Source organism: Rhodococcus sp. AD45-ID (genome assembly GCF_003023755.1).
Classification (GTDB): domain Bacteria; phylum Actinomycetota; class Actinomycetes; order Mycobacteriales; family Mycobacteriaceae; genus Rhodococcus_F; species Rhodococcus_F globerula.
This window is the reverse complement of sequence record NZ_PYHL01000003.1, coordinates 506,330-530,758: the sequence shown is the minus strand read 5'-3', so window position 1 is coordinate 530,758 and position 24,429 is coordinate 506,330. Positions and strand designations below refer to the sequence as shown.

At 61.5% G+C, this 24,429-nt stretch carries 25 protein-coding genes and 4 tRNA genes; 13 read left to right on the top strand and 16 right to left on the bottom strand.

The window, feature by feature from the left end; translation table 11 throughout:
• Positions 1 to 253: 253 nt before the first annotated feature.
• From C7T36_RS26605 to C7T36_RS26585, 5 genes are all read right to left on the bottom strand, one after another.
• Positions 254 to 2,008, bottom strand: a complete 1,755-nt coding sequence (locus C7T36_RS26605) for an ABC transporter substrate-binding protein (RefSeq protein ID WP_239654766.1) — start codon at positions 2,006 to 2,008, stop codon at positions 254 to 256.
• 134 nt (positions 2,009 to 2,142) lie between these two features.
• Positions 2,143 to 2,219: transfer RNA gene (locus tag C7T36_RS26600), tRNA-Phe, on the bottom strand.
• 70 nt (positions 2,220 to 2,289) lie between these two features.
• Positions 2,290 to 2,363, bottom strand: a tRNA-Asp gene (locus C7T36_RS26595).
• A gap of 135 nt (positions 2,364 to 2,498) precedes the next feature.
• Positions 2,499 to 2,571: transfer RNA gene (locus tag C7T36_RS26590), tRNA-Glu, on the bottom strand.
• Between the two features lie 113 nt (positions 2,572 to 2,684).
• On the bottom strand, positions 2,685 to 3,338 hold the full coding sequence (locus C7T36_RS26585; protein WP_045068852.1) for a TetR/AcrR family transcriptional regulator: 654 nt from the start codon (positions 3,336 to 3,338) through the stop codon (positions 2,685 to 2,687).
• A 432-nt stretch (positions 3,339 to 3,770) separates the two neighbouring features.
• Here C7T36_RS26585 and C7T36_RS26580 point away from each other — a divergent pair, with 432 nt between their 5' ends.
• From C7T36_RS26580 to C7T36_RS26565, 4 genes are all read left to right on the top strand, one after another.
• Entirely contained in the window at positions 3,771 to 4,205 is a 435-nt protein-coding gene (locus tag C7T36_RS26580) for a MarR family winged helix-turn-helix transcriptional regulator (protein ID WP_045068850.1), read from the top strand.
• Between the two features lie 150 nt (positions 4,206 to 4,355).
• Positions 4,356 to 4,431, top strand: a tRNA-Lys gene (locus C7T36_RS26575).
• 235 nt (positions 4,432 to 4,666) lie between these two features.
• Positions 4,667 to 5,338: a hypothetical protein gene (locus C7T36_RS26570; protein WP_045068848.1), complete on the top strand. Its 672-nt coding sequence runs from the start codon at positions 4,667 to 4,669 to the stop codon at positions 5,336 to 5,338.
• Positions 5,339 to 5,343: 5 nt separating this feature from the next.
• A complete protein-coding gene (locus C7T36_RS26565) occupies positions 5,344 to 6,531 on the top strand; it encodes a PrsW family intramembrane metalloprotease (protein ID WP_045069743.1) in 1,188 nt (395 codons plus the stop codon).
• 11 nt (positions 6,532 to 6,542) lie between these two features.
• Here the strand turns inward: C7T36_RS26565 and C7T36_RS26560 are convergent, their stop codons facing one another.
• Positions 6,543 to 7,115: a TetR/AcrR family transcriptional regulator gene (locus C7T36_RS26560; protein WP_045068846.1), complete on the bottom strand. Its 573-nt coding sequence runs from the start codon at positions 7,113 to 7,115 to the stop codon at positions 6,543 to 6,545.
• Positions 7,116 to 7,232: 117 nt separating this feature from the next.
• Here C7T36_RS26560 and C7T36_RS26555 point away from each other — a divergent pair, with 117 nt between their 5' ends.
• Positions 7,233 to 7,706, top strand: a complete 474-nt coding sequence (locus tag C7T36_RS26555) for a DUF4334 domain-containing protein (RefSeq protein ID WP_045068844.1) — start codon at positions 7,233 to 7,235, stop codon at positions 7,704 to 7,706.
• A 20-nt stretch (positions 7,707 to 7,726) separates the two neighbouring features.
• Complete coding sequence (locus tag C7T36_RS26550; protein WP_045069740.1) at positions 7,727 to 8,824, top strand: NAD(P)-dependent alcohol dehydrogenase; 1,098 nt, start codon at positions 7,727 to 7,729, stop codon at positions 8,822 to 8,824.
• A 1-nt stretch (position 8,825) separates the two neighbouring features.
• On the opposite strand, the gene C7T36_RS26545 is transcribed toward C7T36_RS26550, so the two are convergent.
• Both C7T36_RS26545 and C7T36_RS26540 read right to left on the bottom strand, forming a co-directional pair.
• Positions 8,826 to 9,410, bottom strand: a complete 585-nt coding sequence (locus C7T36_RS26545; protein ID WP_045068842.1) for a hypothetical protein — start codon at positions 9,408 to 9,410, stop codon at positions 8,826 to 8,828.
• A gap of 32 nt (positions 9,411 to 9,442) precedes the next feature.
• Complete coding sequence (locus C7T36_RS26540) at positions 9,443 to 9,835, bottom strand: MmcQ/YjbR family DNA-binding protein (protein ID WP_045069738.1); 393 nt, start codon at positions 9,833 to 9,835, stop codon at positions 9,443 to 9,445.
• Positions 9,836 to 9,955: 120 nt separating this feature from the next.
• On the opposite strand from C7T36_RS26540, the gene C7T36_RS26535 reads away from it, so the two are divergent.
• Positions 9,956 to 10,402 (top strand): hypothetical protein, encoded by a 447-nt coding sequence (locus C7T36_RS26535; protein WP_045068840.1) that lies wholly within the window; start codon positions 9,956 to 9,958, stop codon positions 10,400 to 10,402.
• A 100-nt stretch (positions 10,403 to 10,502) separates the two neighbouring features.
• Positions 10,503 to 11,084: a DUF937 domain-containing protein gene (locus C7T36_RS26530; RefSeq protein WP_045068838.1), complete on the top strand. Its 582-nt coding sequence runs from the start codon at positions 10,503 to 10,505 to the stop codon at positions 11,082 to 11,084.
• A 45-nt stretch (positions 11,085 to 11,129) separates the two neighbouring features.
• Here the strand turns inward: C7T36_RS26530 and C7T36_RS26525 are convergent, their stop codons facing one another.
• Complete coding sequence (locus C7T36_RS26525) at positions 11,130 to 12,365, bottom strand: MFS transporter (RefSeq protein ID WP_162487756.1); 1,236 nt, start codon at positions 12,363 to 12,365, stop codon at positions 11,130 to 11,132.
• Between the two features lie 103 nt (positions 12,366 to 12,468).
• Here C7T36_RS26525 and C7T36_RS26520 point away from each other — a divergent pair, with 103 nt between their 5' ends.
• The 5 genes from C7T36_RS26520 (at position 12,469) to phoU (ending at position 18,743) form a co-directional block, all read left to right on the top strand.
• The gene (locus tag C7T36_RS26520; protein WP_045068835.1) at positions 12,469 to 13,344 is read left to right on the top strand and encodes a LysR family transcriptional regulator; all 876 of its coding nucleotides are present in this window, start codon (positions 12,469 to 12,471) and stop codon (positions 13,342 to 13,344) included.
• Between the two features lie 215 nt (positions 13,345 to 13,559).
• The gene (locus tag C7T36_RS26515; protein ID WP_033233981.1) at positions 13,560 to 14,519 is read left to right on the top strand and encodes an acyl-ACP desaturase; all 960 of its coding nucleotides are present in this window, start codon (positions 13,560 to 13,562) and stop codon (positions 14,517 to 14,519) included.
• Between the two features lie 81 nt (positions 14,520 to 14,600).
• Entirely contained in the window at positions 14,601 to 15,743 is a 1,143-nt protein-coding gene (dusB, locus tag C7T36_RS26510) for a tRNA dihydrouridine synthase DusB (RefSeq protein WP_033233980.1), read from the top strand.
• A 157-nt stretch (positions 15,744 to 15,900) separates the two neighbouring features.
• Positions 15,901 to 17,922: an LCP family protein gene (locus C7T36_RS26505; protein WP_045068833.1), complete on the top strand. Its 2,022-nt coding sequence runs from the start codon at positions 15,901 to 15,903 to the stop codon at positions 17,920 to 17,922.
• 125 nt (positions 17,923 to 18,047) lie between these two features.
• Positions 18,048 to 18,743 carry a phosphate signaling complex protein PhoU gene (gene phoU, locus C7T36_RS26500; RefSeq protein WP_033233978.1) on the top strand — a complete coding sequence of 232 codons (696 nt, stop codon included), beginning with the start codon at positions 18,048 to 18,050 and terminating at the stop codon, positions 18,741 to 18,743.
• Positions 18,744 to 18,807: 64 nt separating this feature from the next.
• Here the strand turns inward: phoU and C7T36_RS26495 are convergent, their stop codons facing one another.
• From C7T36_RS26495 to C7T36_RS26465, 7 genes are all read right to left on the bottom strand, one after another.
• Positions 18,808 to 19,554, bottom strand: coding sequence for an SDR family oxidoreductase (locus C7T36_RS26495; protein WP_045068832.1), 747 nt, complete (start codon positions 19,552 to 19,554; stop codon positions 18,808 to 18,810).
• A gap of 93 nt (positions 19,555 to 19,647) precedes the next feature.
• Entirely contained in the window at positions 19,648 to 20,388 is a 741-nt protein-coding gene (locus C7T36_RS26490) for an urease accessory protein UreD (protein WP_045068830.1), read from the bottom strand.
• The gene (gene ureG, locus C7T36_RS26485) at positions 20,388 to 21,152 is read right to left on the bottom strand and encodes an urease accessory protein UreG (RefSeq protein ID WP_045068829.1); all 765 of its coding nucleotides are present in this window, start codon (positions 21,150 to 21,152) and stop codon (positions 20,388 to 20,390) included. Before ureG ends, C7T36_RS26490 begins: the two co-directional genes overlap by 1 nt.
• Positions 21,145 to 21,834, bottom strand: a complete 690-nt coding sequence (locus C7T36_RS26480; RefSeq protein WP_084702919.1) for an urease accessory protein UreF — start codon at positions 21,832 to 21,834, stop codon at positions 21,145 to 21,147. The genes ureG and C7T36_RS26480 overlap by 8 nt, the downstream gene beginning before the upstream one ends.
• Before the next feature lie 6 nt (positions 21,835 to 21,840).
• Entirely contained in the window at positions 21,841 to 23,550 is a 1,710-nt protein-coding gene (locus C7T36_RS26475; RefSeq protein WP_033233971.1) for an urease subunit alpha, read from the bottom strand.
• Positions 23,550 to 24,032, bottom strand: a complete 483-nt coding sequence (gene ureB / locus C7T36_RS30725; RefSeq protein WP_045068827.1) for an urease subunit beta — start codon at positions 24,030 to 24,032, stop codon at positions 23,550 to 23,552. Before ureB ends, C7T36_RS26475 begins: the two co-directional genes overlap by 1 nt.
• Complete coding sequence (locus tag C7T36_RS26465; RefSeq protein WP_033233970.1) at positions 24,029 to 24,331, bottom strand: urease subunit gamma; 303 nt, start codon at positions 24,329 to 24,331, stop codon at positions 24,029 to 24,031. Before C7T36_RS26465 ends, ureB begins: the two co-directional genes overlap by 4 nt.
• Positions 24,332 to 24,429 lie beyond the last annotated feature (98 nt).

Sequence of the window (24,429 nt, the reverse complement as noted above, 5' to 3'; positions counted from 1 at the left end):
GTCACCCTGTTCCTGCGGCTGCGAACCACAGGATCGTCACCGCGTCAGAACCTGAGCGGGCGGGCCGGCCGCAGATCAGCGTCTGCGACTACACACAGTTTCCAGATCGAATTGGTCGGCGGCATTGCTCTCGTGTAAAACCGGCGTTACTCCTTCACCTACGCAGAAAACCCTGATGCGAAACTTGGGGTGCGACCCAAAAAGAGCCCCGCCCGACTCACGTCGGACGGGGCTCTCGGTGTGCGCTGGAACGCTACTTCGCGCCCATCCATGCCTGATCGAACAGCATGATGCCGGTTGCAGTCGGAACCACACCGTGCACGTTCTTCTGCCAAGCCCAGAAAGAAGCCAATCCACCGACCGGTGCCGACGGAACCGTCTCGTTCCACAGGGTCTGAATCTTGCTGATCACGGCAAGCGCCGACGCGTTGTCCTTCGCCTGCTGCAGATCCGCGATCAACTGATCCATAGCGGGATTGGCGTAACCCGCAGTGTTGGACTTCGAGGTGCTGTTGGTAGTCGAGTACAGACCGAGATCGGGAATCGACTCGTACAGACCGATACCGGCGTGAGCGAGGTCGAAATCGTTCTTGACGTAGACGTTCTGAACGATGTCGCCGGCATTGTTCGCAAGAATCAGGTTCACCTCGAACCCGACGGCCTGAAGCAGAGACTGCACAGCCAAACCGATCGCATGGTCCTTCGGCTCGCTGAGCACGATGTAGTTGAGCGTGCCGTTGTATCCGTCGGCCTTGGCTTGGCTCAGAAGTTCCTTGGCCTTTGCGGGGTCGTACGCGATACCCGGGGTGTCGACGTGCCACTGTGACGTCGTTCCGAACAGCTCCGAACCCGGAAGCCCTTCACCGTTCTCCGCGCGCTGATCGATCAGCTCTGGATCCAGTGCGTAACCGATAGCCTGGCGGACGCGAACATCCGAACCCGGCCGGCCCTCGCGGTTGTTGATGATCTCAGCACTGCCGGCATTGAGGACATCGATGTAACCGGGGTAGCCGGCGGACTTGGCGGAGTTGATCGCCGACGTCAGACCGCGAATGTAAGCAACGTCCAGCTGACCACTGTTCAGCGATTCGAGATTGGCCTGCGGGCCGTTCAGCGCAACCATGCGAAGCTGCTCGAGCTTGGGAGCACCACCGTAGTAGGCGGGGTTGGCCTTGAAGATTCGTTCGACGCTCGGGCTGAACACGCCTTCGGTGAACGGTCCGGCGCCAACGGCGGTGAACTTGTCACCCTGTTGTGAGCTGGGGGCGACGATCATTCCATGGCCGAGTGCCAGCATCGAGGGAAAACGCATCCACGGCGTGTTCAGGTTGAATACAACGGTAGCCGCGTCTGAGGCTTCCATCGAGGTGACCGATGCGACCCACAGCTCTGCGCCGTTGCCCTTACCTGCGTTGTACCGATCAATGCTCGCAATGACAGCGTTGGCGTCGAGTGCGGTTCCGTCGCTGAACTTCACGCCGTCGCGCAGCTTCAAGGTCCAGGTCTTGCCGTCGTCGTTGGTTTCGAGTGACTTGGCCAACTTCGGTTCGAATTCGCCGGTCGCCGTGTCGTAGCTCACCAGAACGTCGTACACCGCCGCCAGGGCTTCGCCGCCGGAACCGCCGCGTGCTGCAACCTTGGTCGGGTCCAGCGACGATGCGAGGACCTGGACACCGTACGTCAGTGTGCCGCCTGCAACCGGCGTGCCCGCATCGCCTTGTTCATTGATCATTCCGGTGACGATCGACGCCGATCCGGTGTCACCGTCGGTAGTGCCGCCGTCGTCGTTGTTGCTTGCACAGCCGGCGAGCAGAATGCCGGCTCCGAACAATGCAACCGCTGTGCGGCTGAATTTCCCGACGCGTCGGGACCTCGAGTGAGTCACGTCGACCATCACTTCCTTCTTGCGCAGAGAAGGAGGTCCGGACTTCGCGAAGAATGCCGGACCGCCCGCGGCCCTGGAATGGGCGCTGCGGCTAATAGTGATGCTCGACAAGTAGTGACGCACGGCACGTTCCCGCTGACCGGTACCAAATTCGACGTAATCCGACCGACCGGTTGAAGAATCGGAACGGGCAATAGAAAAAGCTCCAGCTTCATCGTTTCGAGAAACGAGAATCTGGAGCTTAATGTATCGAGTTGTGGTGGCCAGGGCCGGGATCGAACCGGCGACCTTCCGCTTTTCAGGCGGACGCTCGTACCAACTGAGCTACCTGGCCGGACGGCACCCGAACCGAATGCCTATCGCACTGCATTGTTCTCAACCGATTGACTGAGAACAATGCTTTGCGACCCTGACGGGACTCGAACCCGCGACCTCCGCCGTGACAGGGCGGCGCGCTAACCAACTGCGCCACAGGGCCTTGCTTTTTCCTTGCTGTGAAACCGTACTACATCTTCTCGCTGCTCCCAAACCACTGTCCTAGCTGGGTATTTCTGCAACTCAAAGCGTGTCGTGCGGGTCAAACCATACTGCATCGTTTCGCTTTCGCAAAACGTACCCCCTACGGGATTCGAACCCGCGCTACCGCCTTGAAAGGGCGGCGTCCTAGGCCGCTAGACGAAGGGGGCGCGCCGGATCACTCCGAGCAAGTACCCCCTCCGGCATTCCGTTGGGAGCTTGGATAGCTTAGGACACACCACGGGAAAAACTCAAATCGCCAGGTCAGCGAGTAAAAATGACCCTATTCCCGCAGGTAGGACTCGACCGTGACCCAACCTTCGCGATGAAAATTCTCGATCCAATCCGAGCTGGCCATCCCTTCGAGGACTACTTCGAGCGCTTCCTCGAACCAGAGCGCAAGGTCACCACTCTGCGACGTCAGATCCGCCATGTAGCGCTGACCGGCAAGGCTTGCGGCCAGGACACGCGTGAACTTCTCAGGCTCGACGCCTTCACGCAACAAACCTTCGGCCTTCGCTCGCGTCGCGAACTCGAATGCCGAGCGTCCCCATACCTGACCGGCACCCGACTTCACGTCGGCATAGAACTCCGGCTCGATAATCAGCCTGAACTCCGCCTGCACGATCACGTTGGTTCGAAACAGCGTGGCAATGTCGAGCACGAGGCCATGAAGAAGCTGAAACGGATCAAGGTCCGTCCGTTTCAACCACTGATCGGTGACGTCCGTGAACATCTCCATCGCAGCGGTCAAGATCGCTCTTGCCAACTCTTCTTTCGATTGAAAATGGAAGTACATCGCGCCTTTGGTGGCACGGGAGCCTTCAAGGATCGTATTCACCGACGCTGCGGCGTAACCGCGCTTGGCGAACTCGATTGCAGCCGCTTCGACCAGGGCGGCGCGGGTACGCCGCGCACGCTCTTGTTGACGTGCCATATGCGGTGTTATGCCTCTCGCCGAGTCGATATCCCAAAGGTGCCGCCTGCGACACCCACAATCCCCCGGAAGCTCACAATATCCCCTCCGGATTCGCCACGTAAGCCTTACCGCGACACCCACCAAAAGTACTAGTGGTGTCATTCGATCAGATGACACCGAAAAAGCAAGCACACCCCCGGAACACACCGGGTGGTATCGTTCTGGCCGCTCGGGTGCGGCACAGGGGGTGCGCATCCGAGCTTCTCTGTTTCGAGCCCATGTTCGAACCGATGCCGAAGCACCCACAACACCGAGACTTCGCTGTCAAGCCTAAGAAGATTAAACAACCACAGTTACTATTTGTTCACAATATATGGACTAAAATCGGACATTGGCCGGTCAACTACACAGTTAGGTTGCCTAATATTCATTGGCGACCGAGGAGCGGCAATGACCCAGCACGAGATCGACGCTCTAGCGGAGGACCTCGGCGTTTTCGCACGACGCCTGTATAGCGAACGGATTGGGCCCCACCTCAGTGCCACCCACGTCCATGCTCTCGGACATCTCGACCGCCACGGACCCATGACGGCCAAATCCCTCGCGCAACTCGAGCGCGTCACGCCTCAATCGGTCGCCAAAGCGATTGCAACGCTCCAAGCTCGGGGCCTGGTAACCCGGCGATCCGATCCATCCGACGGCCGCGCGCACCTCATCGATCTGACCGACGCCGGCGCGTCCGCACTCCACGATGATCGACGTCTGAGGAATCGATGGCTTACCGAAGCGATCCACGCCGAGTGCACCGACGCCGAACGTGATCTCCTTTGGATCGCCGGCAGAATCCTGCGACGCGTCGGAAACTCACCTCTCGCACCGCCCTGACACGATTCAATAGCGCTCAGACAGGCTCGGCCACAGCAGCTCTCCGCGGCAATCACACGTTTGTGAATCTGTCATCAGGATCCCGGAATCACCCATTTGACGGGGGCGGTGTTTTCACCTGCTTCGCGGTCTGGTTAGACTCTGCGCCGCGCCCCTATAGCTCAGTTGGTAGAGCTACGGACTTTTAATCCGCAGGTCGTAGGTTCGAGTCCTACTGGGGGCACCAAACAACAGTCCGGCACCTCTTCGGAGAATGTCGGGCTGTTTTTTGTTTGCCCGCACGACGGAGTGCGGTACTACATTCGCTCGAGATTTTCGGAAACATCCCGTTTGATACTTTTACCTCGTGAGGTCCAACCCCTCGGATTCGCTCTCGACAAGCACCGCAGCCCTGCCCCTCGCAGCGGAAACTGTTGTGCGCGAATGACTCGACGCAAACACCGCAGGGAGCCGGCGCACAGATGTCTGACACCGATACGAAAAATCGGGTAGATCCACAACCTCTGCACTACGAACCCGACGACCGATGGGTTCCAGTAGACCGGCGATGGTTGGGCCTCGACCGTGCCACTCTGATTCCCGCCGCAGTCGTGATCGCGTTTGCACTCGTCATGGCGTTTGTCCTACCCACAATCAACGATTCGGTGTCCTACGACGACGAAGTCGTGGCCGGAGATGTCATGGAACTCGACGGTGGAATAACCTTCGTTCCCGTCCCCGGCTGGGGCATCACCGCAGGAGTTCGCGACACCGATACCCCGATAACCGGCACCTACCCGGATGCCGCGAGGGTGACCAACGGGGCCGTCTCCTTCACCGTCAAAACAGCACCGTTCACCGGCGACGCGCGCGAACTGCTCGAGCAGATCAAGACGACCACCGATGCGCTTGCGTCTGGGGAGTCGTTCAGAGTCAACGGTGAACCCACCGTGATCATCACCGAAAGCGGCCATCGCGGCGTCATGGCTGGGTACTCGAATTCCACCGCTGACGGCGTCATCGCTGCCTTTGTGATCGACGGAGTGGGTGTCAGCGCGATTGCCGTCGGCCCGAGCAACATCGACCCCTCGACCACCGAAGCTATTGCTCGCATGATCGTCAGCATCAGCCAACGACCCGGAGAGGGCTCATGATGACCATGTCCACCGTGCCGTCGACAGGCGATTCGAACGCCACCCGTGTCTCGGCAATCGAAAACTCCGGATGGGGACGATCGTTCACCTTCTACCAACCGCGCAATGCCGCGTTCTGGGTGTACCTGCTGTTGGTGACCACCGGAGTCTTCCAGTTCTTCTCGATGCTGGCCTCCAGTGCCGGCGCCTACGGCGAGGCCATCGGACTCTCCGTCGTGCTGTTCAGCGCGTACGGTGCGGCGTTCTGGTGGTTCACGCACCACATCGACCGGTATGCACGCCAACCGGCAAAACTGATTGTCGTGGCCTTTCTGTGGGGAAGCTTTGCTGCTACCTGGGGAATGGCCGCGCATGCAAACGACGCCATTCTCGCGTTGTACGCCAAGATCTTCGGGCAAGCCTGGGCGGCAGACTGGGGAGCAGGCCTGGCGGCGCCGTTTACCGAAGAGACCGCCAAGGGTCTGGGACTCGTGCTGTTGATCGCCCTGGCCTCCCGCTTCGTGCGCACCGCGTTTGACGGGTTCATTCTCGGTGCGTTCATCGGACTCGGTTTCCAGCTCTTCGAAGATGTTGTCTACGCCTTGAATTCGGCAGGTTCACAATTCGGTGCCAACCAGATCGACGCAGCGATGACGACCATTGTGATGCGGATGGTTGTCGGAGTTGCCGCACACACGTTGTACAGCGCAATCTTCTGCGCCGGGCTCGTCTACCTTCTCGGCCGACCTGCCGAGCCGCGGCGACTCGGCCGAGGCATCGCACTGATGGCAACGGCGATGCTTCTGCACGGCCTCTGGGATTCTGCCGCCGCTCTTGCACAGGGCAGCGCACTCATGTTCCCACTGCTCTTCGTACTCATCGTCGTCGCACTTGTCTTGGTGTTGCGGGTGTTTCGGTTGACCGTTCCGCGTGAACGTCAGTTCTTGCACGACATCCTGGCACCGGAAGCCGAACACGGCGTGATCACCGGTGACGAGCTCACAGCAGTGTGCGGCAACCACAAGGCTCGCAAGGCTTTCCGCAGATCCGCAGGAACCCGCGCCGATCGCAAACGAAATGGATATGTGCTCGAAGCAACGGCAGATCTCGCCGATGCTCTGGCCTATTCCCGCGGAAACAACACTGACCGGGTCGAATTTGCACGATCCGAAGTAGCCCGGATCAGAAGCGGTCGGCCGTCGATCAAGGCCTGACCTACGCACCGTCAGGAACTGCGAATCAAGCGCCGGACTGCGTCAACGGCAGTCTGCCTTCGCAGGGCCGCCGCTCGCGACGATCCAGGTCTCACGTCACCGCCGCTATGCGGAAGCGCCAGGGTTCTGGCAATTTCGGTGATCACGATCAGCAACTCCGTCGGGTTCCAGCTGGGATCGATATGCCCGTCGGCTTGGCCCTGGCGAATCTCCGCAATTTTCGGGCGCAACGTGTTGCGTCGAATGTCGTGGTAACTCACAGTTTCAGGTGCTTCGAGATCCGCCCATTCCTGCAACCGGGCATTCTCGGGGTGCGCGAGGTAGTTGTCGAACAGTCGACCGGTGTACGCAGGTAAGTCGTCTCCACGTAAGGCGGTCTCGGCCGTGGTCTCGACGGTCCACTGCGCCATGACCGCGGAGAAAAGATCTTCCTTGCTCGCGAAGTACGCGTACAGGCGGTCTTTGCTCGCTCGCGCGTCCTTGGCGATGCGGTTGATACGAGCGCCCGCAAACCCGTATCGGGCAAATTCTTCCTTGGCGGATGCAAGAATGCGGTCCCTGGTCGCTTCCCCGGCTGAACGCATGCGCACATCCTAGATCGATTCCACCGTTGCCGAACCACCCGGTTCGGCGTAGCGTCCAGAGTTCACGAACAAATTGGTTCGGGAAAAAACTCTCAACGCCGTTCCACAAGGAGAACCATGAACCTCGACGACGCCCGTAGCGCTTTCGCAAAGCTCCGCGAGCAGGAAAACGATGTCTCCCCCACCGAACTCGATGAAGTGTGGGCTGCTTTGGAGACCGTCGACGCAGCGGACATCCTCGGCGAATGGAAAGGTGACGACTTCGCTACCGGCCACCGTCTCCACGACAAACTCGTGGCAAGCCGCTGGTTCGGAAAAACCTTCAACTCGGTCGAGGACGCAAAACCACTGATCTGCCGAGACGAGAACGGGAACCTCTACTCTGACATCAAGGGCGGCAACGGAGAAGCGAGCCTCTGGAACATCGAGTTCCGCGGCGAAGTCACCGCAACGATGGTCTACGACGGCGCACCGATCTTCGACCATTTCAAGAAGGTCGACGACACAACGCTCATGGGAATCATGAACGGAAAATCGAAGCTGGTCCTCGACAACGGCCAGCACTATTACTTCCTCCTCGAGCGAGTGTGATTCGCCCGGAGAAGAATTCGATGTCCACTCGGAAAATGAGCGCCGCGCTCTCGCACGGCCCCGACTCCCCTTTTGCCCTCGAGACCGTCGAGATCGAGGAACCCCGCGCCGACGAGATCCTCGTGCGGATAGTCGCAACAGGTCTGTGCCACACGGATCTGTTCACCAAGTCAGCGCTACCGAAAAAACTCGGCCCCTGCGTGTTCGGCCACGAGGGCGCGGGGATCGTCGAGGCCGTCGGCTCGTCGATCACCCATATCTTCGAAGGCGATCACGTGCTGCTGAGCTATCGAAGCTGCGGAGCGTGCCGCCAATGCCGAAGTGGGTATCGGGCGTATTGCGAACGCTCACATCGACTCAACAGCTCAGGTGCGCGCACCGACGGTTCGGCGCCGATCACGCAGAACGGCACTCCGATCAGGTCCGCGTTCTTCGGTCAGTCGAGTTTCGCGCAATACGCCATCACCACAGCCGACAACACCGTCGTCGTTGATCCTGCGGTTGATCTGACCGTCGTAGCTCCGCTCGGCTGCGGGTTTCAAACCGGCGGCGGCGCAGTTCTGAATACTCTTCGCCCCGAACCCGACTCGACGTTTGTGGTCTTCGGAGCTGGCAGCGTCGGATTCGCAGCTCTCCTCGCGGCGCGAGCAGTGGGGGTTTCCACGCTGGTTGCCGTCGACCCGGTACCCGAACGTAGGAAGCTGGCCGAAGAGTTCGGCGCAGTTGTTGTCGATCCCGGCTCCGACGACGTTGTGGCAGCGGTGCGCGACGCCACCGACGGCGGATCGACTCATTCCCTCGACACCACCGGAATCGGTGCGGTTGTCAATCAGGGCGTGACATCACTTCGCGGCCGCGGAACACTGGTCGTGGTTGGGCTCGGAGCCCACGACCTCACCGTGAACATGGCCGACATCATGTTGAACGGGAAGACTATTCGAGGATGCGTCGAGGGTGATTCCGACATAGCTACGTTCATTCCCCGGCTTGTCGATCTCTACACCGCCGGACAATTTCCGATCGACCGACTGGTGACGCCCTATGCGTTCGCAGACATCAACAGAGCCGTCACAGATCAGGCAGCTGGAAAAGTAATCAAGCCTGTTCTGTTCTGGTAGGTCACATTTCGGGAGCCGGAGCTTCGCCCTTGCTCTGCGGTTCGTGCTGCTTCAGGTCGCCGCGCATCTTGTCGATTTCTTTGCCACGCTTCTTGTACCTGTAGCCCAGGAACACGATGCCGGCGAACAGCGCGACACCGATGATCGCGCCGAGTACCGAGGCGCCGCGGAATCCAGGACCGTCGACGTCGAGGACGCGTTCGCCGGCGTGCGCAGCATTGCTGTTTCCGAGAACGATGCTCAGCGTCAGCAAGTTGGGCAAAGCAAAAATCACACCGAGCACCAAAGCACCGATCTGCATCGGCCGCGCATGTTTCCGTTTCCGCACCTGCCAGATTGCGCGGAAGAAGAGCAGTGGGACCAACGTACACACGAGTCCGAACATCACGCCCCACGCAATGCCGCCACTGAAACTGCCGTCGGCGAGCGACGCAATCCGCTGAGACCACCAGCGTGGGAGGTACGCGGCGAGAATGAAGTAGGTGATGACCAGAACAACGGCCGCCACGCCGATCATGATGGCCTTTTTCGCCCATGGCGGCATGCCCGATGTGGTGGTAGCCGATGGTGCTTGCTGTGTCGTCATGACCAATCCTCGTCTAATCGGCGTACGTGTCGTCACGAATCTATCGGGTTGCCGCCCGCAGCATCCCCGTCGAGCACTATTCGGGCCAGCTTCTTCGGCGCAACCAGGGTGTACGAGGTGTAGATCCATTCCTCGAGCTGATCCCAGTACTCTCCCTCGATCTTGCCACTGAGATCGAGAGCAACCCAACCGTGCCGACCCAACCCGTACCCTGCCGCGGTTGCTCGTGATTCGGTCGCGACCACCGCCTCGGCTTCCGGTTTGCTCAGCTTGATCGTCAGCGACGTGGCATCGGCGTTGCAGAACACGAAGTTCTTGCCACGCACTCGAAAGGTGGGATGCCCGTCCCACGCTTCGATGTCGACGCGCTGCGCTTCGGGAAGGCTCAGCGAGATCTCTTCGAGTCGACGCATATTGTCCGCCATGGTGACATTGTGCATGGTCAACTCAGGCCGTCCAGGAAAAGCCTGTCGAAAGCACGCGCGTCGTCGCTAGGCTCGTAACTCGACCGCGTTAGACGTTCACCGATCCTTCGGGAGAGTGATATGCGCACGTTTGTACATGTGGTTCTGCTGATCTGCGGTATCGCCGTGACAGTCGGCTCGTTCATGTCGATATTGGCCGGAGTGAAACCCGGAGATGTCCGTCTCGAAGACTTACGAGATGGCTTTCCGGCCGGCTGGGCTATCGAGCAGATCTCCGATCAGTCCGTACCGTTCTACCGATCCATGATGATTCTTCTTCTCGGGTCCGGCGTTGCGATCTTGATTGCGGCAGTGTTCGGTTCACGCCTCGCGGCGTGGATCGGAGTGATTGTCGGACTCGCCAGTCTTGGCACCTTCTATTACCGCGTCAATGAGCAATTCGACAACATCATCAGGGAAAACTACTCCACAATCCTGACGAATCAGACAGGATTCATTCTGACCGTCGGCGGCCTCGCACTTGCGCTTCTCGCATGTCTGGTCCCCCGAGAAAAAACCCAACGATGACACCTCCGCAACATCCGAGCTACCGACGGTCTCGAACATTCACTAGTGTCTGCATCAACCGGGTGCTGACAAGTAGGACCCCAGAAAAGTAGGGCATCGAATGGCTTCGCTTGACGACCTTCTCTCACAGATCCCGATCGACCAGATCGCGCAGCAACTCGGCGTAGATCAGGCAACCGCGGAAACTGCTGTGAAATCGGCACTTCCCACGCTGGTCAGCGGTCTCGGCGCCAATGCCGACAGCGAGGCCGGCGCGGCGTCGCTCGAAAGCGCGTTGCAGTCGCACGCCAACACCACGATCCTCGACGACGGCATCGACATCAGCAAGGTCGACACCGCTGACGGTCAGAAGATCGTGGCAAACATCTTCGGCAACAACACCGATCAGGTGGCCAGCACGCTGGGTAGCGTCGGCGGCGGAAACGATCTGGTGAAGCAGCTACTCCCGATTCTCGCGCCGATCGTGCTGGCGTACCTCGCCAAGCAGTTCACGGGCGGCGGAGCGGCAGCGCAGACGCAGACTGCCGGCGGTGGCGGCATCGGAGATCTACTGGGCGGACTCCTCGGCGGCGGAAACTCCGGCGGCGGCATCGGCGGAGCACTCGGCGGTCTCCTCGGCGGCTCCGGTGGCGGCGGCATCGGCGATCTGCTGGGCGGACTCCTCGGCGGCGGCAAGAAGTAGGCGATAACGCCAGTTGCGGCGGCCGAAGTGCCGCCGCAACTGGAATCAGTCAACCCGGGTTGACCGAAACATCTTCAGTGACAATCCCATTGCCACCACAAGCAAACAGGCGACAAAGATGCTGACGCCATTCCAGCCGCCCACCGCAAAGGCTGAACCTGCCAGAACGCCGGCAACGGATGAACCGGCGTAGTAGGCAAACAGGTAGAGCGCCGACGCTTCCGCCCGATGGACTCGGGCAAGTCGGCCGACCCACCCACTGGCTACGGAATGCGCGGCAAAGAACCCTCCGGTGAAGAGCAACATCCCCACCAACGTCAGCGCGAGGTTGTCGGGGACGGTCAACGCGAGACCTAGCGCTGTCACCGATACGGAGCCAAGCAACACCCACCGCTGCCCAACTCTGTCCGCGGCAGCGCCGGCCGCAGTCGATGTCACGGTTCCCGCGAGATAGAACAGAAATACCAGCCCCACCACCGCCTCGGATAGGCCGAAAGGTGCTGCAGCGAGACGAAACCCGAGGAAGTTGTAGACGGAAACAAATGCGCCCATGACAATGAAACCCAGCGCGAAAAGCGTCCGCAGCGCCGAGTTCGCAAGGTGAACGCGCAGATTCGACATTAGCCGTCGCACAGATACCGGTTGTGGCTGGAAGAATTGCGACTCCGGCAGGGTCCTGGTCATGACGATCGCAAAGACCGTCGAGAGCAGTGCGACCGCAAAAAGCGCCCAGTGCCAAGAACTTACGTCAACCACTGCAGCCGGGATCAACCGTCCGATCAATCCGCCGACGGTTGTGCCCGCAACGTAGCGCCCCATCGCTGCGCCTAAATCCTTCGGGTCGATCTCCTCCGCGAGATACGCCATGGCAACCGCCGGAATTCCCGCCAGCGCAGCGCCTTGGAACGCTCGACCCACCAGCAGAATCTCGATTGTCGGACTCAGCGGCAGCAGGAGACCGATCACGCACGACGTGATTGCCGAGAAGATCATGACGCGGGTCCGGCCGAAGCGTTCGGACAATGCACTCGCCGGAATGATCGCCAATGCCACCATGCCCGTCGTCACCGATACGGACAGGGCCGAAACCGCGGGCGAGACTCCGAAAGAGTGCGAAAACGCAGGCAGCAGTGCCTGAGCCGAGTACATCGACACAAACGTCGTCAATCCCGCTGCAAACAATGCAAGCGTCACCGCGCGGTATCCGGCGGATCCCCGGCGGTACGACGCGATTCCTGCGCCGACTTCTGTTCCTGCGCTGATTTCTACCGACATGCTCATCGACACGACCTCCGGCAAGAATCTTCCGCGCCCATGACAACAAAAGAAAATGCATTAATTTGCTGTTCTACATACCTCCGAGACATATAGGCTTCCACCTGTGATGTTGTCGGACGATCTCGAGTGGTTTGTCGTGCTGGCTGAAACCCAACAGGTCACGGCGACGGCGCATATCACTCACCTGTCGCAGCCCACGCTCTCTCGCAAACTCGCACGGCTCGAACGATCCGTTGGTGTGCCGCTCTTCGACCGACACGGCCGTCGGCTCACACTCAATCGGTACGGCCGCATCCTCTACGAACATGCAACCAGCGCCCTGAACACACTCCATTCCGCGTTGCGCCAGATCGACGCCCTGGCCGGGCCAGACACCGGAACGGTGCGACTCGACTTCCTCCATTCGTTCGGAACCTGGTTGATTCCGCGCATGATTCGGGCATATCGAACCGAACATCCGGGTGTTCGCTTCGAACTCCATCAGGATCGAGCGCAGTTCCTGAGTGATCGCGTTATCACCGGCGACGCCGATTTGGCACTTGTGTCGCCGCAGCCGGACAACCCTCGACTCGCATGGACTCAGATAGCGCAGCAAAAACTTGCCCTCGCCGTTCCGCTCGGACATCGTTTCGCGGACCTGCCCGAGGTCGATTTGGCCGACGCTGCGGGCGAGCAATTCATCGGAATGCAGCTGGACTTCGGCATGCGGCGAATTCTCGACGAGATGTGTGCCGCGGCCGGATTCACCCCGGATTTCGTCTTCGAGAGCAGTGAGCTGGCAACTGTGGGCGGGTTGGTGTCCGCATCCCTGGGCGTGGCCGTCATGCCGATTCAGGATCCGCCCATCTGGGCAGAGGGAATCGTGTTCGTTCCCCTTGCCGGCGCAACACGCAAGATCGGGCTTGTCTGGACCGAGAATCGGGAATTGTCGAGGCCAGCGCGCGATTTCCGTGATTTTGTCCGCGAAAATATGTGGTCCTGAAACTCACACGTACAGCCAAACCGGCAGGTATGATCTCGGCAACAAGCGAATGGAACGCATCGGACAATTCAGACTGCGTCCATCTTCCGTCCACGTACGCTGGCTACGACTCGGTAACATTCGCGCAGGGGGATCAGTTCATGTCGATCAGGCCAAACCTACGGTACCGTAGGCTGGAGCGAAGTCGGGCATTCACTCAACACGGAGGCAAATAAATGACGAGGATTCTGACGCAGCTCGAACTGCTGACAGAACTGCAGCCGGTTGCCGAAGAGAACGTCAACCGGCACATCTCCATGGCAAAGGAATGGCACCCGCACGACTACGTCCCGTGGGACGAGGGTCGCAACTTCGCAGCCATGGGCGGCGAAGACTGGAGTCTCGAACAATCCCGGCTCGGCGAGGTCGCCCGAGCTGCGATGATCACCAATCTCCTCACCGAGGACAACCTGCCGTCGTACCACCGCGAGATCGCCGAGAACTTCTCGCAGGACGGAGCCTGGGGCACCTGGGTCGGCCGCTGGACCGCCGAGGAGAATCGCCACGGAATCGTGATGCGCGACTACCTGGTTGTCACGCGCGCCGTCGATCCCGTCGAGCTCGAGCGCTACCGCATGGAACACATGATCACCGGCTACAACCCGCCCATCCCGGACGACGGAGCCGGCGTTCTCCACTCTGTCGCGTACGTCACCTTCCAGGAACTCGCGACTCGCGTCAGCCACCGCAACACCGGCAAGGCCTGCAACGAGCCGATCGCCGACAAGATGCTTCAGCGCATCGCCGCCGACGAGAACCTGCACATGATCTTCTACCGCAACATCTGTGCCGCCGCTCTCGATCTTGCACCTGATCAGACACTGAAATCCGTGTCGAACATCGTGCAGAATTTCCAGATGCCCGGTGCTGGGATGCCCAACTTCCGTCGCAACGGCGTTTTGATGGCCAAGCACGGAATCTACGATCTCCGTCAGCACCTCGACGAGGTCATCTGGCCCGTTCTGCGCAAGTGGAACATCTTCGAGCGCAACGACTTCAGCGCCGAAGGCGAGAACACTCGCGAAGAACTGGCTGCCTTCCTCGAGACACTTGCCGCCCAGGCGACAAAGTTCGAGGAGCAGCGGGATCGCATGCTCGCCCGCGAAGCCGCCAAGCGTGAACAGCAGGCCTCTTAGTTTCACCAGCTATTCTGTGCCCGGTACCGGATTCGGTACCGGGCACTTTCACTTGTCAGAAATATTTGTTCAGAGGTAGTCATGTCTTCCCTTCGTATCGGTTCACTCGAGCTGCACAGCCCCGTGGTCCTCGCGCCCATGGCCGGCGTCACCAATGTCGCTTTCCGCACGCTCTGTCGTGAACTCGAACTCGAACGTGCAGGCAGCACCTCCGGGCTCTACGTGTGCGAGATGGTCACTGCCCGCGCGCTCGTAGAGCGCCAGCCGGCCACCATGCACATGACCACCTTCGGACCCACCGAGACTCCACGGTCCCTGCAGCTCTACACCGTCGACCCGGACACGACCTACGCTGCGGCCAAAATGATCGTCGACGAGAACATGGCCGACCACATCGACATGAACTTCGGCTGCCCAGTGCCGAAAGTCACTCGAAAAGGTGGCGGCTCCGCGCTCCCCTACAAGCGTCGACTGTTCGGACAGATCGTCGCAGCTGCCGTTCGCGCCACTGAGGGCACCGACATTCCTGTCACGGTGAAGATGCGCGTCGGTATCGACGCGGACCATCACACGCACCTCGACGCCGGACGCATCGCCGCTGCCGAGGGCGCCGCCGCAATTGCCTTGCACGCGCGCACCGCGTCGCAGCGCTACTCCGGAACGGCGGACTGGAACGAGATCGCCCGCCTGAAGGAACACGTTCCCGACGTTCCGATTCTCGGAAACGGCGACATCTTCGACGCGTCCGACGCCGCCCGCATGATGGACGAGACCGGCTGTGACGGCGTTGTCGTCGGGCGCGGATGCCTGGGCCGCCCGTGGCTGTTTGCAGAGCTCAGCGCGGCTCTCAACGGTCAGCCCATCGCGACGCCTCCGACGCTCGGCGAGGTCACCACGATCATCGCCCGCCACGCCCAGCTCCTCGCCGCACACCACGGTGAGATGAAGGGCTTACGCGAACTCCGCAAGCACGTGTCCTGGTATCTGCGCGGATTCCCGGTCGGGTCGGACCTGCGCGTGTCGATGGCACTGGTCAGCACCCTGACCGAACTCGACGAACTGCTGGCCCAGCTGGACAGCTCCGTTCCATTTCCGAAGGACGCCGAAGGTCCCCGCGGCCGGCAGGGTTCCCCCGGTCAGGTTGCCCTGCCCGAGGGCTGGCTCGACGATCCCGAGGACGATCTGGTGCCGGTCGGAGCGGACATCATGCATTCGGGCGGATAACGCATTGCTGTGAATTCGGGCAATTCGCCAAGTTTCTGAGTGAATAACTCAGGATCCACCAGTAATATGGCTCCAGCTTCGTCAACAGCAGTTGGACGGCGCACGACAAGAGACGCACTGTCCGTATCGGCAGTCAACGACGAGACAGGTTGCATCGGTGGGTGATGATCACGACTCGGGCCCGCCTTCGCCCGAAAGCCGCGCCCCGTGGGAGCGCCCCCTCGCAGATCAGCGATACCGCAATCGTCGTTCGTCTAAACCCGAACCCACTGGCGCGACACAGTCCGACGCCCCGCCGTCAGAGCGTCGGGGCAGTGAACGCTTCGGCCGATTCGGTCGACGTGACGCACCACCGAGCGACAGCATCTCCGTCGCAGAACTCGTCCAGCGAGTCGGCGATACAGCCGGCCAGCGTGTAGTCGAACCGCCGGCCCCGAAAAAGAGCAGCCCGGCAGCGCCACCTGTTGACTCGAGGCCTCCCGTCAGGCCCCCCGACAAACCGCTGCCCCCCGAAAAGCCGCTACCTCCCCCACCGATCGCACCGGCCGCGGCCGAATGGATCAGCAGCGACCCGCCATCCTCCGCTTCTCCGCGTGTCGTCAGCGAAACCGGTGGTAGTCGGCTTGCGCTGAACAAGATTCGACGCCGCCAGCGTATGAAGACGATCAGCCGATCCGCGGTCGCATTTCTTGCCGTGATGTCACTGACCATGACCGGTGTCGTCTGGGGCTACCTTCGCACCACCGAAGGAAAGTTCGAGCAGATCGCTGCGCTCGACACCAACTCCGACGACATCGTCGACGCGGGCGGCCAGCTCGGCGACGAAACCTATCTGATCGTCGGCACCGATACCAGGGCCGGCGCAAGTGGTGAGATCGGCGCCGGCACCGTCGAGGACGCCGAAGGCGCCCGGGCCGACACCGTGATGCTGGTCAACATCCCCGCCGACCGCAGCCGCGTCGTCGCCGTCTCGTTTCCCCGCGACCTCGACGTCGACCGGCCGGTCTGCCAGGGCTGGGACAACAGTTCCGGGACGTACACCAGCGAGTCCTTCCCCGCCGCCTCTGGCGACAAACTCAACGCGACCTACGCCCTGGGTGGCCCGAAGTGTCTGGTCAAGGTCATCCAGAAAATGTCCGGACTCAAGATCGGCCACTTCGTCGGCATGGACTTCGCCGGATTCGAGAGCATGGTCGACACAGTTGGCGGGGTCAACATCTGCACCCCGGTTCCGATCGAAGACGGCATTCTGGGCACTGTCCTCGCAAACAGCGGAAACCAGGTACTCGACGGCCGGACCGCGCTGAACTACGTCCGCGCCAGGCACGTCGAAGCCGAGGGCAACGGCGACTACGGGCGCATCACGCGGCAACAGAAGTTCCTGTCCGCGCTGCTGCGCTCGGCACTGTCCAACAATGTGCTGCTCAATCCCAGCAAGCTCAACGGGTTCATCAACGCATTCACGCAGGACACGTTTGTCGAGAACATCGATACAAAATCCCTGGTCACGCTGGGTCGATCATTGCAGAACGTCGATGCGGGCGCCGTCACCTTCCTGACCGTGCCCACCGACGGCACCAACGACTGGGGCAATGAAATCCCCCGGACCGACGAAATCAAAGCGCTGTTCCAGGCAATCATCGACGACGAGCCGCTCCCGGGCGAAGAGCGTGACACAGATACCGACAAGACATCGACCAGCTCAGCGCCATCCACCGCCACGACGCCGGTGCCCGAGGCAACACTCGTGTCGGCAATGAGTCCGTACAACATCTACATCGATGTTTCGAACGCGTCAGGCGTTTCCGGTCAGGCTGCCACCGCCGCCGACCAACTTGCAGCGTACGGATTCCAGATCTCCACAATCGGTAATTTCAGCGCAGCGACGGGACTGGCCAATGTCCAGGCCTCGGCGACTGTGGTGCGGTATGCGGCCGGTTACGAAGCCGAGGCCGCCACCGTCGCATCCGCAATTCCCGGAGCCGTACTCGTCCTCACTCCGAGCATGGGCGACATGGTCGAACTTGTCATCGGCAGCGATTTTTCCGGCACAGTGGTCGCACCGGCAGATCCAGGAACCTCGTTGTCCGCAGAACCGTCATCGGTGGACACCAGCGTGTCGACGTCACTGCCCTCCGACATTGCCTCAGTCAACGCCGGAGACACAGCCTGCATCTGACGCTGCGGTGATCATCTGCATCTGACGCTGCGGTAATCATTTCGCACGACGCTGCGGTGATCATTCACCTTGCGTTCACCTGTCGCTTGTGACTTGGTCTTTCACTGCACGTAGGCTCTGACCTCATGCGCGTGGCTTACAACGAACAGATGACCGAGCTTGCAGACTTGCTCGGCGAGATGGCAGGACTGGCAGGCACCGCCATGGAGCGAGCCACCCAGTCACTGCTCCAAGCAGACCTGACCCTGGCCGAGCAGGTGATCGGCGAACACGACCGGATCACCGAACTCAGCACCCTTTGCGAGGAGCGCGCCTTCGCGCTGCTCGCCTTGCAGGCTCCCGTTGCCGGCGATCTCCGCTCCGTCGTCAGCGGAATCCAGATCGTCGCCGATATCGACCGCATGGGCGCCCTTGCCCTGCATGTCGCCAAGATTGCGCGTCGTCGCCATCCCAACCACGTCCTCCCCGAGGTCGTCAACGGCTACTTCGCCGAGATGGGCCGCATCGCCGTCAGTATCGGTGCCGCGGCAAAGGAAGTCCTCGAGACCCGTGATCCCGAGCGTGCGGCCCGTCTGCGCGAAGAGGACGAGGCGATGGACGACCTGCACCGTCACCTGTTCACGGTCCTCATGGATCGCGACTGGAAGTACGGGGTTGCGGCCGCCGTCGACATCACCTTGCTCGGCCGCTTCTACGAGCGCTTTGCAGACCACGCTGTCGAGGTCGGACGCCGAGTGATCTTCCTCGTTACCGGCAAGCTGCCCGAAGAGCCTGAATCCACCGAAAAGGTCGACAAACTGACCGCCTACCCGGATCTGTAACCACTCCTCGTCACGAGCAGAAGGCGGCCGCGCATGTGCGTGGCCGCCTTTCTGTTGTACATCTTCAGTGAGAACCCAGCCATTCGTCCAACGTCGGCCCGGCGCTGATCGAGTCCGCTCCTGGCAGGAGAGCACCGCTGCGCATTGCCTTGCCTGCTCCTGGCATGGATACCGGGATCAGCAACTTCCGCGTGCCTCGACGGCGCAGTATTTTCCTCGTCATCTCCGGGATCTCGAGGACTTCCGGACCGGCGAGATCAGCAGCGCGACCCGACGGCCCCTTCTCCGCTGCCTGCACCAACGCCTTCGCAACGGTCTTGGCAGCGACGGGCTTCGATCTCATCCGCGGTACGAGGGCCAACGGGCCGAAACCCATGAGCGACACCGTCTTCTCGCCGAACTCGAACCACTGCGCGGATCGCAGAATCGTGAACGGGATGCCCGACGCGCTGACTGCGCGTTCCTGCGCAGCCTTACCCTGGTAGTACCCGAATGCCTTCAATCGCGGATCGTCACAGTTGACGATCGAGAGCACAACATGGTGCTTCACTCCTGCCGCATTCTCTGCTGCGGCAATGTTCTGCGCCGCGGCCTCGAAGAATGCGACGGCCTTCTTTGCACTGTTGGTGACGTGGTCACTGACATCGACAACCGCGTCGACACCCGCGAGAGCTCCGGCCAGCCCGGCACCAGTGCTGATATCGACGCCGGTCGAGCGGGCCGCGATCACCACGTCGTGGCCTGCCGCCTCGGCTTCCGCAACTACGAGCTTGCCCATCAAACCTGTCCCACCGAGCACTGCTATCCGCATGATGTCTCCTCGACGTTCGCCTCTCCTCATCTTGGACGACAACGGCCTCCAGGTGTGAGAGTGTCGCGGGGAGTCTTACGTCACGGCAGGAATCTAGTTCTCCGTGAACCGACTCGCCACGCGTGCACGCCAATCCGAGCTGATGTGGTCCAAGGCCGCAGACACCTCATGCGCCTGGTCTGCAACAGCCCGGGCCAGCATGCCCGGACCGGCCAGGGGGCTCACATGCCCCTCGGCTGCGTCCGAGGTCTTCATCCCCAGCAACATGGTGGTGCCGATAACCCGATGTCCTCCCAGAACACCGGGACGGGAACGATCGGGAACACTACGCAAGTCCAGGGTTTCCACCAGAAGCGGTGTCCCGTCGACGGTGATGCGCTGATCCGAACGCAGTGCACCACCGATCTCACCGGTACGGCCGAACACCACCATCTCGTCGAGCAGGGCAACCGCGTCCGGCTGCAGCGAAATGTCAATTCGCCGAGCGACATCCGCGCCGCCGGCTACCACGAAGGGCGCCGCTCGCCATACCAAAGCGCCGCCGGCACCCACCGTCGCCGAAGCCGTCCACGATGCGTGACCGCCGCGGGCGTTGTACGCCACGGTGCCGGACGGCTCGAGCACCTCGAGGAACGCTCCCGGCGCCACGTCGAACTCGATGCGTAGGTTGTCACCGGCCAACAGTGTCGCGCTGTGTCCTACCAGGGCAACGCGCACGTGCAACCCGTGAGCACTCACCAGGCGTGGCGCCAGGAAATCCCCGGAGATCAACTCTTTGGCAACAGCGGTGCCGCCCACTCGCTCGACGACGACCCGCGTAGCTCCCGCAGTCATCAGTGAGCGTGAGAGTGACTGTGCCCGTGACCGTGTCCGTGGTCGTGGTCGTGGTCTTCTTCATCGGCGTGGAAGTGCGGTGCCATCGGTCCCGGGTCCTGGGGCACATGATTGCCCTCGCGGTGAGCCGCGATGACCTTGCGCAGCCACGCGCTGAGCTGATCGATCGTGGCGTGGTCCTTCTGGCTGAGCGCGAGGACGGGCAGTCCGTCGCGTGCTGCTGTTGCATCGGCAACCATTTGAACGGCATCGACGTCGACATACGGAGCCAGGTCGATCTTGTTGACCACCAACAGATCTGCGCGCTCGATTCCGGGTCCACCCTTACGCGCGACATCGCCGCCGCCGGCAACATCGATGCAGAAAATCTGCGCATCGACGAGTGCGGGACTGAACGTCGCAGTGAGGTTGTCGCCGCCGCTCTCCACGATCACCATGTCGAGGGGATGAAATTCGCGCTCGAGGTCTTCCACCGCAATCAGATTGGGTGTCACGTCGTCACGGATCGCCGTGTGCGGGCACGCCCCGGTCTCGACTGCGACGATGCGCTCGATCGGCAGGACGTTTGCGGCGCGCAACAGTCGCGCGTCCTCATCGGTGTAGATGTCGTTGGTGACAACCGCGATCTCGAACTCCGACGCGAGCTCGCGGCAGATGGTGGCGATCAGGGTGCTTTTGCCAGTGCCGACCGGGCCGGCAACACCGAGCCTCAAACCTCTTGCAGCAGTTGCGGTATCGGTGGTTGTGTTCAGATTGTCAAGCACGGAAAATCCTCCTGGATCGAGCGTGGTGTTCTAGTGACCATTGTTCGACCAACGGTCCTGTTGTTGCAGGTATAGCCGAGGCACTCTCGACCGCGACGGCTGCCGCGGCGACGGTCTCGATGGTCGGGGCTGCCCGCAGCAGCCATTCGACCGGTTCTGCCGGATCCACCGGCAGTAGTTTCAGTGCCGCCGATGCGACGGTTTGCGCGTCGTCGTACAGGCAAGATCGCGCCGCCGCCAGATCGTCCATGCCGGAGACGGCGGTGAACACTCCCAATGCCAACGGCCGCATCGGATGTCCCGGTAGCGCCATGAGGAGTTTCACCGCGGGGTGCCCCGGCCACAACCGCGACGCCAACCTGGCCAGCCCACGTCCGAGCTGGATGGACGCCTCACGCAGCGGCGCGCTGGGCGTGCGAGCGAGCAATTCGTTCGAGATGGCCTCGAGTTCGTCTGCACTACCCTCACTTACGGCCCAGCGCCGCGTGATCACCGTTGCAGCGGCTTCGACCAGTCCGACCGTCTCGAGTCGACCTCGAATGAAATCCGGAACCTGACTTTGGTGCAGCCCGGCCGCCAATGCCGGTTCCAGCCCGGACGAGTGCGCGTGCCCACCGGTAGGCAGACGCCCGTCGGCCAGGAGCATCGACGCTATCTCGGCGGACATCATCTCAACTCGCACCGGGCATCAGAACAGCATGTAGCGCTGAGCCATCGGCACTACATCGACGGGATTGGGTTGGATCAGATCACCGTCGACCTTGATGGCAAAGGTCTCCGGATCGACGTCGATGGACGGTAGTGCCGTGTTGTTCGGCATGTCGGCTTTGGTGAGATGACGCGTCGGGCGGATCGCGGTGAGCGTGCGAGTGAGCCCGAGTCGGCCTGCCAACCCGTCCTCGATTGCCATCGGCGAGACGAAGGTTGTGGACAGGTGTGGAGCCGAACCCGGTGCGGACGCCATCGCGGGACGCACGAACACCGGCTGAGGCGTCGGAATCGCGGCATTGGGATCTCCCAGCGGCGCAGCGACTATCGCGCCACCCTTGATGACCGCGGCCGGACGCACCCCGAAGAATGCGGGATCCCACAGGACCAGGTCGGCCATTTTTCCGGCCTCGACCGAGCCGATTTCGTGATCGATACCGTGCGCCACTGCGGGGCAGATCGTGTATTTCGCGACGTATCGACGGGCACGCTCGTTGTCGGCGGGCATCGACGAGCCCAGCTTGCCGTGCTGCGCCTTCATCACGTGCGCTACCTGCCAGGTTCGCAGGGTTACCTCACCGATCCGGCCCATGGCCTGAGCGTCGGACGACGTGATGGAGATTGCGCCGATATCGTGCAGGAAATCCTCTGCCGCAATGGTTGTCGGGCGGATACGAGACTCTGCGAACGCAAGATCCTCCGGCACCCGGGGGTTGAGCGCGTGGCACACGATGAGCATGTCGAGATGCTCGGCAACCGTGTTGACGGTGTGCGGCAACGTCGGATTGGTCGATGCCGGAAGAACATTCGCTTCACCGGCCGTCACGATAATGTCGGGAGCGTGCCCACCGCCTGCGCCTTCAGCGTGGAATACGTGAATGCCTCGACCGGCGATAGCGTCCAAAGTGTGCTGTACGTAGCCGGTTTCGTTGAGGCTGTCGGCATGGAGTGCCACCTGGAGACCGAATTCGTCGGCAGCGCGCAAGGCTGCGTCGATCGCGGCGGGGGTGGAACCCCAGTCCTCGTGCACCTTGAATCCGCCGGCCCCGGCGAGCGCTTCCTGACGAAGCGCCTCGTGGCTGACGGTGCTGCCCTTGCCCAGGAGCAGCACGTTGAGCGGAATGTGGTCGAGCGCGCGGTGCATCATCGTGAGCGACCAGGCGCCGGGCGTGACCGTCGTGGCCTTGGTGGCCTCGGTCGGTCCGGTGCCACCGCCGGCAATTGTTGTCGTGCCGGTGGCGAGCGCTTCCAGCATCTCGATCTCACTGAGAATATGAACGTGCGTATCGATCGCCCCGGCGGTGAGAATCCTTCCCTCCCCGGCGATCACGTCGGTGCTGGGCCCGATGAGCAGCTTGGGATGCACGCCGTTCATGATGTCGGGGTTACCCGACTTCCCGATCGCCACGATGCGGCCGTCACGAATTCCGACGTCTGCCCGGACAATTCCCCAGTGATCGAGAATCACCGCATTGGTGATGACCACGTCGAGTGCGCCCTGATCCCGGGTGGTTGTGCCCTGCCCCATGGATTCACGGATGCTCTTGCCACCGCCGAACACCATTTCGTCGCCGGTTGCGGTGTAGTCGTGTTCGATCTCGATCCAGATGTCGGTATCTGCCAACCGGATCTGGTCGCCCGCGGTGGGGCCGAACAGCGACGCGTATCCACGCCGATCCATCGTGCTCACTACGCGGTCACCTCGTCTGTGTCGTCACTCTGCGCTGCTTCGTCTGTCGCTACTGCGCCATCCGTGGCCGCGATGTCACTGATGCGAACATTCACCGACGACGCCCGAAGCGGTTCCTCCACCTCGACGCCCGGTGTCCCGAACGGCAACACCGGTTTGGGTTCGCGCGCATGGGTGGGCAGTTGGTCGCCGGATCCGATCTGCAGGCCGGGAACTCGCTTGAGTCCACCGAGTTCGATCAGCGTCACCGTGCGAGAGACTCCGGGCTCGAAACGCACCGAGGTCCCGGACGGAATATCGAGCCGAAACCCGTCGGCCGCTTTGCGATCGAATGTCAGCGCCGGGTTGGCCGCCGGAAGGTGCAGATGCGATCCGATCTGGATAGGTCGATCACCGTCGTTGACGACAACAAGCGTGATCCTGTGAGCATCTGCGCCGAACTCGAGCGGTTCGGAAGACACCCGCACTTCGCCGGGAATCATCGGATGGGCTCCGTCACGGTGACCAGCTTGCGACCATCCGGAAAAGTGGCCTCCACCTGGATATTTGCAATCATTTCGGGTACCCCTTCCATGACGTCGTCGCGCGTGAGCACCTGGCGACCGGCGTTCATCAGTTCCGCAACCGTCATACCGTCACGCGCCCGCTCGAGAATCCAACACGAGATCAGCGCCATCGCTTCGGGGTAATTCAGAAGTACCCCGCGCTCGCGTCGATCGCGAGCGACCATGCCCGCAACGCTCAACAGCAGCTTTTCGGTATCTGAAGGGGTGAGGTGCACTGACTAGCCCTTCCGGTTGTGGAACGAAAAATGATCTGGCACTGTGCTGACGACGCAGATTCGACAGCACACTGTTGGGCGAGATTAGCATTGCCCGA

Coding starts and splice junctions, on each gene's coding strand:
- C7T36_RS26585 (WP_045068852.1), bottom strand. CDS start 3,338: ATGGCACGTCAACAAGAGCGTGCGCGGCGTACCCGCGCCGCCCTGGTC.
- C7T36_RS26580 (WP_045068850.1), top strand. CDS start 3,771: ATGACCCAGCACGAGATCGACGCTCTAGCGGAGGACCTCGGCGTTTTC.
- C7T36_RS26570 (WP_045068848.1), top strand. CDS start 4,667: ATGTCTGACACCGATACGAAAAATCGGGTAGATCCACAACCTCTGCAC.
- C7T36_RS26565 (WP_045069743.1), top strand. CDS start 5,344: ATGTCCACCGTGCCGTCGACAGGCGATTCGAACGCCACCCGTGTCTCG.
- C7T36_RS26560 (WP_045068846.1), bottom strand. CDS start 7,115: ATGCGTTCAGCCGGGGAAGCGACCAGGGACCGCATTCTTGCATCCGCC.
- C7T36_RS26555 (WP_045068844.1), top strand. CDS start 7,233: ATGAACCTCGACGACGCCCGTAGCGCTTTCGCAAAGCTCCGCGAGCAG.
- C7T36_RS26550 (WP_045069740.1), top strand. CDS start 7,727: ATGTCCACTCGGAAAATGAGCGCCGCGCTCTCGCACGGCCCCGACTCC.
- C7T36_RS26545 (WP_045068842.1), bottom strand. CDS start 9,410: ATGACGACACAGCAAGCACCATCGGCTACCACCACATCGGGCATGCCG.
- C7T36_RS26540 (WP_045069738.1), bottom strand. CDS start 9,835: ATGGCGGACAATATGCGTCGACTCGAAGAGATCTCGCTGAGCCTTCCC.
- C7T36_RS26535 (WP_045068840.1), top strand. CDS start 9,956: ATGCGCACGTTTGTACATGTGGTTCTGCTGATCTGCGGTATCGCCGTG.
- C7T36_RS26530 (WP_045068838.1), top strand. CDS start 10,503: ATGGCTTCGCTTGACGACCTTCTCTCACAGATCCCGATCGACCAGATC.
- C7T36_RS26525 (WP_162487756.1), bottom strand. CDS start 12,365: ATGAGCATGTCGGTAGAAATCAGCGCAGGAACAGAAGTCGGCGCAGGA.
- C7T36_RS26520 (WP_045068835.1), top strand. CDS start 12,469: ATGTTGTCGGACGATCTCGAGTGGTTTGTCGTGCTGGCTGAAACCCAA.
- C7T36_RS26515 (WP_033233981.1), top strand. CDS start 13,560: ATGACGAGGATTCTGACGCAGCTCGAACTGCTGACAGAACTGCAGCCG.
- dusB (WP_033233980.1), top strand. CDS start 14,601: ATGTCTTCCCTTCGTATCGGTTCACTCGAGCTGCACAGCCCCGTGGTC.
- phoU (WP_033233978.1), top strand. CDS start 18,048: ATGCGCGTGGCTTACAACGAACAGATGACCGAGCTTGCAGACTTGCTC.
- C7T36_RS26495 (WP_045068832.1), bottom strand. CDS start 19,554: ATGCGGATAGCAGTGCTCGGTGGGACAGGTTTGATGGGCAAGCTCGTA.
- C7T36_RS26490 (WP_045068830.1), bottom strand. CDS start 20,388: ATGACTGCGGGAGCTACGCGGGTCGTCGTCGAGCGAGTGGGCGGCACC.
- ureB (WP_045068827.1), bottom strand. CDS start 24,032: ATGATTCCCGGCGAAGTGCGGGTGTCTTCCGAACCGCTCGAGTTCGGC.